Source organism: Haloarchaeobius amylolyticus (genome assembly GCF_042678045.1).
Classification (GTDB): Archaea; Halobacteriota; Halobacteria; order Halobacteriales; family Natrialbaceae; genus Natrinema; species Natrinema amylolyticus_A.
Genome location: NZ_JBHUDI010000002.1, coordinates 219,504 through 232,834 on the forward strand (window position 1 = coordinate 219,504; position 13,331 = coordinate 232,834).

Here is a 13,331-nt window from a genome sequence, read left to right on the forward strand (position 1 = left end):
TTAGTTCAGTTCACAGCCCAACTCGGAGCCCGGCGGCAGCGTGTTCTCGCCCTCGACCTTGCTGAGGAGGTCCACGTCAGCCATGTCGCCGTCGCCTTCGATCAGTTCGCCCATCCAGGTGGGGTTCGTGGCCTGATGGTCGGACTCCCGAAGCGTGATGTCTCCCAGCACCGTCGTGAACGTCCCGCCCTCGAGGGCGTCCCTGACGTCTGCAGGGTCGGTACTCCCAGCTTCTTGCATGCCTCGGACCATCAGGCGAATGGACTCGTAACCGACCCGCTCGAAGTTCCCGGGAACGCCGTCGTGTTCTTCCTGGTAGGCTTCGACGAACTGCTGGTTGTCACCGAGATCGACCGAGGGATCGTAGCGGACGCCGCCGTAAGTGCCGACCGCGCTGGCGCCCGTCCCCGAACGTGCGCTCTTGAACGACATCGTCGGACCGACGATCGCTTTCTCCTCGGTAAGACCCTGATCTGCGGCCTGATTGACGAAGTTGACGAGATCTCCGCCGGTCATGCCGAGGATGACGGCGTCGGCGTCGGACCCGCTGATCTGGCTGATGTACGAGCCGAAGTTCGAGGAGCCGAGGCTAGATTCCGTCTTCCCGACCTCGGTGAAGTCGCTGTTTGCGTCCTGCATCCGTTCTCTGGTCCGGTTGTAGACCGAATCCCCGTAGGCGTAGTCGGCGATGTGGAACCAGACGTTCGAGCCGATCTCGTTTACTGTGTACGCCGAAATCGCCTCGGCGATCTGGGCCGTGTTCGTCTCGAAGCGGAAGACCCACTCGTTGCACTCCTCACCCGTGATCGGAACGGCCGCCGCACCTGGGAAGTAAACGAATTCCGCATCGCTGGCGAACTCGTTGATCCCCAGCGCGACGGAACTGGAGATCGCACCGAACACGAAGTCGGCCTGCTCCTGCTGGACGACTTCTTGGGCGGCCTGGGACGCGGCTCCGGCCTCCGTCTCGGTATCGTCGTACACCACATCGATCTCGTAGTCGAACTCGTCGCTGTTGTTGATCTGCTGGACGGCCAGCTTGACGCCATCACGCTGTGCCGGACCGAGTGAGCTGTAGGCCCCGCTCATCGGGTTGAGGCTTGCGATCGTCACCGTTTCTTCCCCACTGCCACCGGCACAGCCGGCGAGCGCTACAGCGCCCGCTGCGCCGGCGGCCGACAGGAACGTACGACGTGAGGAACCGGATACGATACTGTTACTGTCTCCATTGATTGGCCCTCGCATGGGTATGCTATCCACTGCACACCAATACCTAATAAATCATTATGTTCCCTTCATATATAGTGGGGGTTGATCAACAAGGGTTTTATGTTTAACAATGGACGAACTGTCGCAGCTGGAAGGATTATCGTCGCTACTTACCGGCGTTCTATCGTCGACAGAAATATCAAGAAACTCGAGTCACAGGAACGTTCCCGCGCGAGTTTCCGCGTTACCGGTTATATCGCGACCGTCGCTGCCCGTGATTGCCAGCCCAGCTATCGCGACCTCGAGTCGAGCGATGCTCGAGTGCGCGCCGGAACCGAGTCCGTCTCACTGAACCCACACCGTTTTCCGGTTCACGAACTCTTTGATGCCAGCTTCCGAGAGTTCTCGGCCGTAGCCGGAGTCTTTGATCCCGCCGAACGGCACGCGCGGGTCCGACTTCGTCATCTCGTTGATGTAGACGCAGCCGGCATCGATCTCGCGCGCGAGTCGTTGTCCGCGCTCGCGGTCATCGGTCCAGAGGCTCGCGCCCAGCCCGAACCGCGTCTCGTTTGCGAGTTCGATGGCTTCGGTTTCGTCGGCCACCTCGTAGACGGCCGCCACGGGGCCGAAGGTCTCCTCTGCGTCCGCGGGGCAGCCCTCGGGAACGTCGGTCAGCACGGTCGGCGGATAGAAGGCCCCCTCCCTGTCGAGGGGGTCGCCGCCCGTTAGAACCGTCGCCCCGGCCTCGACGCTGGCTTCGACCTGGTCGTGGAGTTGCGCCATCAGGTCGGGGTCCACTTGCGGCCCGACGTCGGTCGCCTCGTCCATCGGGTCGCCGACCGTGAGGCTCTCGAATTCGTCGACGAACCGGTCGACGAATTCGTCGTAGACGGCCTCGTGAACGATGAACCGCTTGGCCGCGATACAGGACTGGCCACCGTTCTGCGTGCGCGCCTGCACGCCCGTCTCGACGGCGCGATCGAGGTCCGCGTCGTCCAGCACGACGAACGGATCGCTCCCACCCAGTTCGAGGACGGTCTTCTTGAGGTGTTTGCCGGCGGTCTCGGCGACGGCCCGGCCGGCCGGCCCGCTGCCGGTGAGCGTCGCAGCGCGTACCCGATCGTCGGTCAGGACGTCCTCGACCTTGCTCGAACCGACGAGGAGCGTCTGGAAGACGCCCTCGGGGTAGCCGGCCTCGCGGAAGACCTCCTCGAGCGCCATGGCACACCCGGGAACGTTCGAGGCGTGTTTGAGCAGGCCGACGTTGCCGGCGGTGAGATACGGTGCCGCAAAGCGGATGACCTGCCAGAACGGGAAGTTCCAGGGCATCACCGCGAGCACCGGGCCAAGCGGATCGTGGACGGTCTTGACCGACGTTCCCGGTGGGCTCGGGTGGTGGTCGGCCTCGAGATAGGCGCTCGCGTGCTCCGCGTAGTGATCGCAGGCCCACACGCACTTCTCGACTTCGGCGACGGCCTGGGAGATGGGTTTGCCCATCTCCTCGGTCATCAACTCCGCGTACCGCCGCTTGTTCTCTCGAAGCACGTCGCCAGCGGACGCCAAGAGGTCCTCACGCTCGCGCAGCGGGCGGTCGCGCCACGTCTCGAAGGCGTCCACCGCGGTCTCGAGCGTGGCCTCGACGTCCGCGTCGTCGTCCTCGGTGTATTCGGCGAGCTGTTCGCCAGTGGCTGGATTGACCGCGTCCATGACAGTGAGTGTCGCTAGCACTATCCTTAGGTATTTTCATTCCACGAACAGTCCCCGGTCAACCTGAGGATTTATTTTGAAGGGGTGTGATAGTGACCAGTGATGTACAAGCACATAGCCCTGCTCGTTCGACAAGAGGGTATGTCACATGCGGAGTTCGTCGACCACTGGCAGAACAACCACACGCCCATCGCGAAGGATATCGAGGGCGTCGTGCGGTATCAGCAGGTACTGCCGACCGAACCCGAACACGCCGAATTCGATGGGCTGGCGGAACTGTACTTCGAGACGCTCGAGGATCTCCACGAGGCGCTCGGCAGTCCCGGCTCCCGTGACTACGACCCCACCAAAGAGATCGCGGCGAAAGCCCGTGACGACGTCGACAACTTCCTGGCCGTCGAGGAGCGCCCGCGATTCATCGGCGAGGAGATCGTCCAGAAAGACGACGTCGAGAGTGACACCGACCGCCTCTACAAACACTCGGCGTTTCTGGTCCGCCAGGAGGGCATGACTCACGAGGAGTTCGTCGACTACTGGCAGACCAACCACACACCCATCGCTCGCGAGATCGATGGCGTCGTCAAGTACAACACCGTCCTGCCGACCGATCCCGAGAACGCGGAGTTCGACGGCGTCGCCGAACTGTACTTCGAGGACCTCTCGAAGCTCTATGCCGCGTTGGGTAGCGAGGGCTCCCGTGACTACGACCCCAACAAAGGGAAAGCCAAGGAGGCCCGCGAGGACGTCGACAACTTCCTTGCCCTCGAGGAGCGCCCGCGGTTCATCGGGCAAGAACGACTCGTCAAAGACGAGCGCTAACTCATGCCCGACTACGAGAGCCAGGTCCGCGAGGCGTTTCCCGAACTCGACTCGATCGACAGCCCGGAGCTCCGCGAGAAGGTCGTCGACGCGTGGACGCTCGGTCTCGATCGAGGCGGGTGGCGACACATCGAGGATATCCCCTACGCCTGGAACATTCACGAGGTAAGCAACGTCGAGCACGTTCGCGGCGTCACGCGCATCGCCCGCCAATCGGCCCAGGAGCAACGCGACTTCCACGGCGCGGACCCCGACATCGACGTCGTCGTAGCCGCGTGTCTCCTCCACGATGTCGGTAAGTGCTACGAGTACGTCGACTTCGTCGACGACGAACAGTTGCTCGAGCCCGACCGACGGTACGCGACCGAAGAAGTCCCACATTCGCTGTCGGGATATGCGCTCGCCCACGAGGTCGGCTGTCCGCTCGCGGTCCAGCGGGCGATTCCTCACTTCATCGGCGAGATTCCCACCCGAACGCTGGAGGCAGAGCTCGTAAAGAGCGCGAACTCGGCGTCCTCGAACGCGATCACCCAGTCGGCGATGGGCATCACGCTCCAAGAGTGGGTCGACGAGTACTCGCAAACACAGGACTGACACTGCCCGCTTCTCCCCGAAGCGAGTCTCTCAGTTCGAACCGATCAGTCGTCTACTTTGATAGTACGGCTCGATAGAAGCCCGCAAACAGTCTCTGTCTCGAGTGATCCGCCCCTTCCAGCTGAGCGATGCAATACGTCAGCCAGATGGATCCATAGTCATCGAGATGGGGCCACGGCGAAGCCCGCTCGAGACAGGAACCCACACGTCGCCGAACACCTTGAAATGGTCAGGGACGCGACGAAAATCGGAACGATGAATCCGGTGTCGTACTGCCAGACAGAAGTCAGTGAGAAGTCGCTCGCGAAAACCGGCCGTCTCCGGCAGTGACGGCCGAGTCTGAGCGAGCGATCTTCAAATAGTTCTGTCCGACAATATCAGTCCTCGTCGGTTTGGCGGCGCAGCCAGACGAGTGCCGAACCGAGCACGGCGCCGGCACCGGTGAGTGCCGTGAACCCGGGCGTGCTGTCAGTCGTGTCGTCGGGTGTGCCATCGCCCGATCGGTTATCGGGAGCGTCCGCGGGTGTACCACCGGGCTGTCGCGTCAGTTCCTGTGTCGATTCCGTGGCAGCGTCGACGTCTTCGTCGGCAAACAGCAGTTGCTTGTACTCGAAGTCGATGAACAGCTGGAGTTGATCGTCGTAGTGTTCGCCGGTCGTCCCATCGGGAGCGACGTAGCCGTCGTTACCCGGGGGAAGGACGTTCTCGGCTTTCGGCTCGTCACTCAGCCGGACGATGTGGTTTTCCGTTCCACGGTCTACCCAGGGCATATCGCCGGCGTCGCTGACTCCGATCGGCATCCCGAACAGTGCCATGTTGTTGAGGTCAGCGATACGCGCGTCCTTTCGCCAGGAAGAAGGGGCGCCGTCGTACGTCTCCGAGAGTTCCGAGACGGCGCTGCGGAAGGCAGCGACCAGTTCGTCGTTCGGATCACCGTCTACGTACTCAGCGTTCGGCTTGAGTGCTGCCTCATCCCGGTGGAGGACGCGCATGAGCGTTCCCTGACCGTATCTGTAGTTGAGGAAGTTCTTCGCTAAGTCGTACGCGTCACCGAACTCATCGCGAAACACTTCGTCGATTAGTTTCGGGAACGTCGCGTCCCAGATCGTGAACCCGGCGGTGTACTTCCCAGTGAAATCTTCCCCGTCGCCTTGTCGATAGTTCTCCCACGACTCGAGCGCTGCTTTCGCCTGCTGTTCCGTTTCGTCTAAGTCCGCATCGTCCAGCGCGGAGAGGAGGTGCGGTTTGTACCGGAGTGCTCTGCGGTCGGCGAAGGAAATATCGTAGATAATCTCCTTCAGTCGCTCGTAATCGACCGTGCCGGTTTCTTCCAGGCTGTGCTCGACGAGATTGATGATTCGCTGGACGCGGTGGTGCGTCGACCAAAAGTAGCTGAGATCACCGCTGTTCCAGTCCGGTGCGGGCTTGTTGTTCCAGTTCGCGGTGTATCCTGGTTCCGGATTGATGGCGTACGGGACGTCCCCGTCGGCAGCACGGAGATAATCGTCGTCCGTGAGTTCGTACTCCGTCCCGTCGGCGGGCAGTCGGGTATCCCAGTCGACGGATTCGGCATCGGGATATCGTCCCAGATGGAAGTACCCGATATCACCACTCTTGCCGGCCCAGAAGAAGTTCAGTGAGTAATCACACTGTTGGGCCGCTTCCTTGAACTCCTCGACGTCGCCGGCGAATTGCGACTCGAGATACGCCCGCAGACACCGCATGTGCTTCCCTGCGTACGCACGCGTCTGTGCGATGGCCTGGTTGTTCTCCGGGTCCCACGTCGTAATAACGCCGTGACGGGTGAACCGTTCGGTGTAGGTGACGTCGTCGCCGTTCTTTACGGCGATCGTTTGCTCTTCGGTTTCGATCTCGTACTCTTCGCCCTGGAACGTGTACGTATCCGGTCCGTCCTCGGTGGTCGTAATCGATTCGACAAACGTCTGGATGCTATTGTCCAGGCCTGCGGTCGACGTAAACGCCCCGTTCTGGTTATGCCCGAACATAATGAACGGATAGCCGGCGACCGTCGAGCCCGTCACGTCGAAGTCCGGACCGTGCAGTCCCGCCTCGTACATGACGGATGGGGTATTGAATCCCATCTGTGGCCCACCGAACAAGAGGGCATCGCCGGATTCGGTGATATCACCCTGTACAACGAGTGCGTTACTGCCGTACTTCATGGCAAGTCCGAGACTGTCGAGACCCGACGCCAGTGTCTGAATCCGACCCATCTCAATTTCGTGGACATTCTGTGCGTTCGCCGGCGTCGTCGTGAGACCACCAGTCACCTTGTTCGTCGAATCGTTGAGTTTCCCGGTCTTCCCTCGACTCTCGTAAGTCGGTGCAGATTCACTCACCGAATTGGCCTCGACGTACGGCGGCTGATATCCGACCTCAGGTTGCACGGTCGAGGTCGGTGCCCCTGGATCGTCACCCCAGTTGCAGTCTCGGAACAGTTCCATCGCGCGTTCTCGGCTTCCCGTTTCTTCCTCGAGCGCATCGACGAGTGCTGCACCGAGCGTTTCGAGTTGTGTTCCGCTGAAGTACGACATGGTCGCAACGAACATGCCAGCGGCATCGGAAAACGAGAACTCCTCCGGTTCGAAGTCGTTCTCGTGGAAGCCCTTGTGGAAGTCGCGATCGTCGCTGTTGCGCACCTCCCGGACGTAACGGTTGATGCCGTCGGTAAATGCCTGCAGTATCCGCCGCTGGTCCGCCGTCATCTGTTTTTCGGCCTGTTCGTCGAGGGACGGTTCCCCGGCGGTATTTCGGCGCGCTTCCTTGTCGAACTGTACCCAGTCGTCGTCACCATCGCCGCTGCCGATGACCTCGGCGACCGTCCCTCGATAGTATCGTTTGTACAACTCGAGTTGATAAAGTCGATCTTTCGCTGTCGCGTATCCGAACCCGTAGAAAACGGGCGCACGGCTGTCTGCATCCCGTGCGTAAATATGGGGAACGCCGTACTCGTCGCGTTTTATCGTGACTGTGGTCGGTTGATCGTCTGACCCTGCATAGGCGAGTTCCGTCTGCGCCACGGCATTGATTCCCGCCGCTCCGGCGACCGCCGAACCCGCTTTGAGGAGACTTCGTCTCGATACATCGTGCCAACGGTGCTGGCTATTATCTGACACACCCTCATATGAGGGTAACACATCATATAACAATAGGGAACAGTTTCATGAGGTGATATTTATACAATAATGAAACCAGTTTATGTATTATAGGTCATAAAAACAGTCATAAAATCGAGCTAATCAGCAGAATGTATCATAGCGATTCTGTATAATCAAACTGCTTCGCCCGTTTGTAGTCACTCTAATCACCTGATATCGGGCACGGGCTCGTCCGCTCAGCGAACGGAGAACGGAAGCGATCGTCCCGCAACAAAAACTGCTGGCTCATCTCGAGACGGCCAGCATTGGGATGTCTCGAGTCGGGGGCCGTCACTGAAACGGGCTATCCTGTCTTGTAGACGCCGCGAGCGTCTGCGACCTGGGTGTCGTCAGCAGCGTACACCGCGACGTCAACGACGCCGACGTCACTCCCGAGCCGAACGACGTCGGCTTCCGCGTGCAGATCGCCGGTTCCAGCTTCCAGATAGTCGATGCGCATGTCGATGGTCGGAACGGGCTGGTCGACCAGTGAGACGAGTGCGGCACCGCCGACGGTGTCCGCCAGGGTGAACGTCACACCTCCGTGCGCCATTATCCGGTCTTCGTTCCAGGAGAGTTCCTCTCGCATCTCGACGGTTCCTTCGGCGTGTCCGTCCGCCGCCTCGGTGACCTCGACACCGAGCAGGTCGGCGAACGGCATGTTCTCGAAGAACGCTTCGATGTCCATGACGGTCGAGATTTTTTCTTTCCGGCTAATTAACCGTTCTGGTTTTCGGCATGGTAACGTGGGCCGATGCTCGATTCGTGGCCGAATCGAACGAGGGACGGTGCGGCGCTATCGGGCGTCTGCGATCTCGTCGATGGCGTCGGGGTTCTCGATGCTCGAGCGGTCGCCCAGTTCCTCGCCCGTGTAGACCGACTGGATGATGCGGCGGACGATCTTGCCGCTCTGGGTCTTGGGGAAGTCGTCGACGAACAGCACCTCGCGCGGGCGGAACGGCTTGCCCAGTTCCGCACCGACCTGTGTACGCAACTCCTCGCGGAGGTCGTCGGTTTCCTCGTAGCCGTCGGTGACGACGACGTACGTGACGACGGCGGTCCCTTTGGTGTCGTCGGGAGCACCGATAGCGACAGCGGCGTTGACGGCCTCGTGTTCGATGAGCGCGCCTTCGACTTCGGCCGGGCCGACCTTGCGGCCGGCGACATTGAGCACGTCGTCAGAGCGGCCGTGGAGGAACCAGAAGCCGTCCGCGTCCTGCTGTGCCCAGTCGCCGTGGTCCCACATGTCGTCGAACCGCGACCAGTACTCCTCTAGATAGCGCTCGTCACCGCTCCACAGCGACTTTGTCATCGACGGTGCGGAGGACTTGCAGACGAGATAGCCTTCCTCGTGGTCGTCGGCGACGGACTCGCCGCTGGCGTCGACGATGTCGACGTCCATGCCGAGCGCCGGCCCGCCGAGGGTGCCGGGTTTCAGCGAGTGCAGTGGCGTCGGCTGGAGGAAACAGCCGAAGATTTCGGTGCCGCCGGAGATGTTCATGATGGGGGCTTCACCGCGGCCGACGTTCTCTAAGAACCACTGCCAGGAATCGGGATCCCACGGCTCGCCGGTCGATCCCAGCAGCCGCAGCGAGGAGAGGTCGTGGCCGTCCAGCCATTCCTCTCCCTGTTTCTGGAGTGCGCGAATGGCAGTCGGTGAAATCCCGAAAACCGTCAGGCCGTGCTCGTCGATCAGCTGCCAGAACCGATCCGGCTCGGGGTAGTCCGGTGCGCCCTCGTAGAGGAAAATCGTGCCGCCGTGTGCGTGGTTGCCGATGAGTGTCCACGGCCCCATCATCCAGCCGATATCGGACACCCAGAAGAACCGATCCGACGGCTTGTGGTCGAACGAGAAGTAGATCTCCTTCGCCGGTTGGACCAGTCCACCCGCGTGGGTGTGGACGATCCCCTTTGGCTGTCCCGTCGTTCCCGACGAGTATAGGAGCATTGACTCCTGATCCGCGGGGAGCGACTTCGTCTCGTACTCGTTGGACTGTGTCCCGACGGCGTCGGCCCACCACTCGTCGCGGTCGTCGTCCCACGGGATCGACGTCTCGTCGGTTCCCAGCCGGTCGTAGACGATCGTGTGTTCGACGTAGCCGGCTTCGTCGATGGCGTCGTCGGCCTGTGCTTTGAGTGCGACTTCGCTGCCGCGCCGGTAGAAACCGTCGCCGGTGAACAGTACCGAACACTCGGCGTCCGCGATGCGCGTCGCGGTGGCATCGACGCCGAAGCCGGAAAAGATCGGGACCGCGATCGCGCCCACCTTGAAACACCCATAGAGAAGCGGGACGATCTCGGGAACCATCGGCATGTAGAGGCCGACGGTGTCGCCGGTGTCGATGCCGCGCTCCTCGAGGGCGTTGGCGACCTGATTCGCCTGCCGGTGCAGTTCGTGGTAGGTGATCTCGCGGACCTCCCCGTCTTCGCCTTCCCAGATGGTCGCGACTCTGTTCCGGGCTTCGGCGTCCGGCTGGGCGTGACGGTCGACGACGTTGTGGGCGATGTTGAGTTCGCCACCGGGGTACCAGTCCGTAAACTGTGGTCCGTCGCTCGCATCGCGGACCCGATCGTAGTCCTCGTAGAACTCCAGACCGAGGTGGTCGACGACCTCGTCCCAGAACCAGTCGAGGCCGGAGGCCGCTACCCCGTCGACCTCGCTGACGGTCCGTTCGTGGAGTTCTTCGAAGTCATCGATGCCGTGTTCCTGCATGAACGCGTAGACGTTGCTGTCCTGAACGAATTGCTCGTCCGGTTCGTAGCGTATCTCCTCGAGTCCGTCGAGTGATCCTGCCATTGTAACCCATGCACAACTGGTGACAGTATCCTCTTAAAAATTTGTGCGTGCCAGTTCGACGATGCGTGATGCGTCCGGTCGCGGTCACCTGCGATGGTCGTAGACGCGCTGGACTTTGCCGACCTCGGTGCGGGCGATCCCGCCTGGGTCGACGAGCTCGAGGTCGTCCGGCGTAAACGAGAGGACGTTCTGCAACCGGGAGAGGATCACGTCTCGCAGTTCGTTCTCGCTGCGGTCGCTCTCCTCGGCTTTTTCGATGGTGAGTTTCATGACGTCGAGGCTCCCCTCCTTGTGGAGATCGATGCGGTAGTGGGGGGCGACGCCGTCGACGTCGAGAATAACGTGTTCGATCTCGCTCGGGTAGAGGTTGACACCGCGAACGATGAGGAGGTCGTCCGCACGGCCGGTGACGTTGTCCATGCGGACCATCGTGCGGCCACACTCACACTCGTCGTAGTTCAGCGTCGTGAGGTCGCCGGTCCGGTAGCGCAGCACTGGCAGCGCCTCTTTCGTAAGCGTGGTCAACACGAGTTCGCCCTCTTCACCTTCCGCGACGGGTTCGCCCGTGCGCGGATCGACGACTTCCGGATAGAAGTGGTCTTCCCAGATGTGCAGGCCGTCCTGGGCTTCGTGACACTCCGCGGCGACACCCGGGCCGATGATCTCCGACAGCCCGTAGTTGTTGATACCGGTCGCGTCGAGTCGCTCTTCGATCTCCTCGCGCATCGGTTCGGTGCAGGTCTCCGCACCGTAGGCAATCACGGAAATCGGGAGGTCGCATGGATCCAGGTCCATCTCTTCGGCCGTCTCGGCGAAATACAGCGCGTAGGAGGGCGTACACGCGAGGACGTCGCTCTCCAAGTCCTGTGCGAGTTCGATCTGCCGTTGCGTACCGCCACTGCTCGTCGGCACGACCGTTGTGCCGAGTTCCTCGGCGCCCTGATGGAATCCCAGCCCGCCTGTGAACAGGCCGTAACCGTAGGCGTTCTGGACGGTGTCGCCGGGTTCGACGCCGGCCGCGGCCAGTGATCGCGCCATGGCTTTGCCCCAGATATCGAGATCGTCGTCGGTGTAGGAGACGATCTTTGGCTTGCCGGTCGTCCCGGACGACGCGTGGATTCGCGCGATCTCTTCGTCGTCGACGGCGAACAGGCCATCGGGATACTCGTCGCGGAAGTCCTCTTTGGTCGTCATCGGGAGCTTCGTGATGTCGTCGAGGCTCTCGATGTCGCTCGGTTCGACGCCGGCTTCCTCGAGTCGCTCGCGGTAGAACGGGACGTTTTCGTACGCACGTTCGACCGTCTTCGTGAGCCGATCTGCCTGTAGTTCACGGAGCGCTGCCGGATCGAGTGACTCGTTACTACTTCGCATACCAAAACGATGAACGGTCCTCCTCAAAAAGATTCGTGATATCGATGCGCATACGGACTGCTGTCAGCCAGTGCCGATGCACCCGTGACACATCATGCGGGTGCGCCGGGCCCAGTGACAGCAGCCTATCTCAGACCAGTTCGGGGCGGACCTCGTCGCCGAGTCGCCGGATACACTCGGCCATCTCCTCGGTGCCGGCACCTGGGTGGTACGTCCGGAAAATGAAGTGAATATCGTCGCCAAGCGCCTCGCGATAGGTCTCGAGTTCGTCGACGACCTGTTCGGGCGTGCCAAAGATCGCCTGCTCTTTCAGTTCCTGTTTGCGTTCGTCGGACAGTTCGTCGACGGACTCGCCGGAGAAGATCTCCTCGTACCGGCGCTGGATGTAGAAGTAGCCGTCGCGCATCGCCTCCCAGGCCTCCTCGCGGGAGTCACCGACGAACCCGTGTTGGAGGACGTACACCTGAAAGTCGCCGTCGATGTCCTCGTGTTCGCGAACGTTCTCGATGTCTTCCTTGCGCTTGCGGACGCCCTCGAGCGAGATGGCCGAGGGCGCACACCAGGCGTCGCCGATGCGAGCGGCCCGCCGCACGGCGGGCTTGGCAGCGCCGCCGAGCATGATCGGGACGTCGTGGGCTGGTTTCGGCGTCACGTCGACGTCGGCCGGGATCTCGTGGAAGTCGGGCTCGTAGTCGAGTGGCCCCTCCGACCACGCACCGCGGAGCACGTTGACGGTATCGGTCAGCCGGTCGACTCGCTCGTCCTTGGAGATGCCGAACGCGTCGAACTCATCGACGTTCGAGCCGATCGAGAGGCCGAGCGTCGTCCGTCCATCCGCGATCTGGTCGATCGTCGCGACGTCCTCCGCGAAGCGGACCGAATCGTACAGTGGGGCTAGCGCAATACACGGCCCGAGTTCGATGTCGTCCGTGACCGCCGCCAGCGCACCCAGCGCGGGCGAGATCCCCGACATGTACCCGTCGTCGAGGAAGTGATGTTCGGATACCCACGCGCTGTCGAGGCCGGCGTCGTCGATGACGCGGCCGAGCTCGAGCATCTCGTCGTAAATCTCGCTCATCGAACGGTCGTCGTCCGGTCGCTGCTGACAGGTAAACAGGCCAGTACCGAGTTGCATACACTACTCAATTCGGGTGAGCCGCCTTAATCCTTGGCGAAGGGGCGAGGTTCCGCCCGGGGGCGACGACCAGACCGCCACACCGAAGTCCGTCGAGTCGAACAGTCGTTCCATGGCAACGTTCACATATGAGACGGAGGTTCCAGTTCGCTTTCGCGACCTCGATCCGATGGGACGAGTCCACAACGCCGTCATCCTGATGTACGTCGAGGAAGCGCGCGCCCGGTATTTCCAGGAGGTCGTCGGCGAACGACTCGAGGAGACTGACGGTGCCCTGGTCCACCAGGAGATCGACTACACCGCCCCGATCGAACTCGAGGACGCGGTGACGGTTCGCTACCGCGTCTCGAAAATCGGCGCGTCCAGCCTCACCACGGTCTTCGAGGTACGGACGGACGACGGTATCGCGGCGGACGGCGAGGTCGTTCACGTGGTGCTCGACGAAGTGGGAGAGACTCGATCGGTGCCCGACACGTGGCGCGAGAACATTACGGCGTTCGAAGACGAGTCAGTGGAGTAGCGCGCGAGATTTGCGTATCGG

10 protein-coding genes are annotated in these 13,331 nt (G+C 61.7%); 3 read left to right on the forward strand and 7 right to left on the reverse strand.

What is annotated here, in order from left to right; all coding sequences use genetic code 11:
- Nucleotides 1–1,245, reverse strand: a complete 1,245-nt coding sequence (locus tag ACFR99_RS03680; protein ID WP_390284486.1) for an ABC transporter substrate-binding protein — start codon at nucleotides 1,243–1,245, stop codon at nucleotides 1–3.
- Between the two features lie 309 nt (nucleotides 1,246–1,554).
- Nucleotides 1,555–2,916 (reverse strand): NAD-dependent succinate-semialdehyde dehydrogenase, encoded by a 1,362-nt coding sequence (locus tag ACFR99_RS03685; RefSeq protein WP_390284488.1) that lies wholly within the window; start codon nucleotides 2,914–2,916, stop codon nucleotides 1,555–1,557.
- Between the two features lie 102 nt (nucleotides 2,917–3,018).
- Between ACFR99_RS03685 and ACFR99_RS03690 the strand changes: the two genes are divergently transcribed.
- Nucleotides 3,019–3,735, forward strand: a complete 717-nt coding sequence (locus tag ACFR99_RS03690; RefSeq protein WP_390284490.1) for an EthD domain-containing protein — start codon at nucleotides 3,019–3,021, stop codon at nucleotides 3,733–3,735.
- A 3-nt stretch (nucleotides 3,736–3,738) separates the two neighbouring features.
- Nucleotides 3,739–4,329: an HD domain-containing protein gene (locus tag ACFR99_RS03695; protein WP_390284492.1), complete on the forward strand. Its 591-nt coding sequence runs from the start codon at nucleotides 3,739–3,741 to the stop codon at nucleotides 4,327–4,329.
- A gap of 377 nt (nucleotides 4,330–4,706) precedes the next feature.
- Here ACFR99_RS03695 and ACFR99_RS03700 read toward each other — a convergent pair whose 3' ends face one another.
- The 5 genes from ACFR99_RS03700 to ACFR99_RS03720 form a co-directional block, all read right to left on the reverse strand.
- Entirely contained in the window at nucleotides 4,707–7,370 is a 2,664-nt protein-coding gene (locus ACFR99_RS03700) for a penicillin acylase family protein (RefSeq protein WP_390284494.1), read from the reverse strand.
- A 421-nt stretch (nucleotides 7,371–7,791) separates the two neighbouring features.
- Nucleotides 7,792–8,175 (reverse strand): PaaI family thioesterase, encoded by a 384-nt coding sequence (locus tag ACFR99_RS03705; RefSeq protein WP_390284496.1) that lies wholly within the window; start codon nucleotides 8,173–8,175, stop codon nucleotides 7,792–7,794.
- Nucleotides 8,176–8,283: 108 nt separating this feature from the next.
- A complete protein-coding gene (locus ACFR99_RS03710) occupies nucleotides 8,284–10,284 on the reverse strand; it encodes an AMP-binding protein (RefSeq protein WP_390284498.1) in 2,001 nt (666 codons plus the stop codon).
- Between the two features lie 84 nt (nucleotides 10,285–10,368).
- Nucleotides 10,369–11,655, reverse strand: a complete 1,287-nt coding sequence (paaK, locus tag ACFR99_RS03715; RefSeq protein ID WP_390284500.1) for a phenylacetate--CoA ligase PaaK — start codon at nucleotides 11,653–11,655, stop codon at nucleotides 10,369–10,371.
- Between the two features lie 130 nt (nucleotides 11,656–11,785).
- Nucleotides 11,786–12,790: an LLM class flavin-dependent oxidoreductase gene (locus tag ACFR99_RS03720; RefSeq protein WP_390284502.1), complete on the reverse strand. Its 1,005-nt coding sequence runs from the start codon at nucleotides 12,788–12,790 to the stop codon at nucleotides 11,786–11,788.
- Nucleotides 12,791–12,902: 112 nt separating this feature from the next.
- Between ACFR99_RS03720 and ACFR99_RS03725 the strand changes: the two genes are divergently transcribed.
- Nucleotides 12,903–13,310 (forward strand): acyl-CoA thioesterase, encoded by a 408-nt coding sequence (locus tag ACFR99_RS03725; RefSeq protein WP_390284504.1) that lies wholly within the window; start codon nucleotides 12,903–12,905, stop codon nucleotides 13,308–13,310.
- The last annotated feature ends 21 nt before the right edge of the window (nucleotides 13,311–13,331 follow it).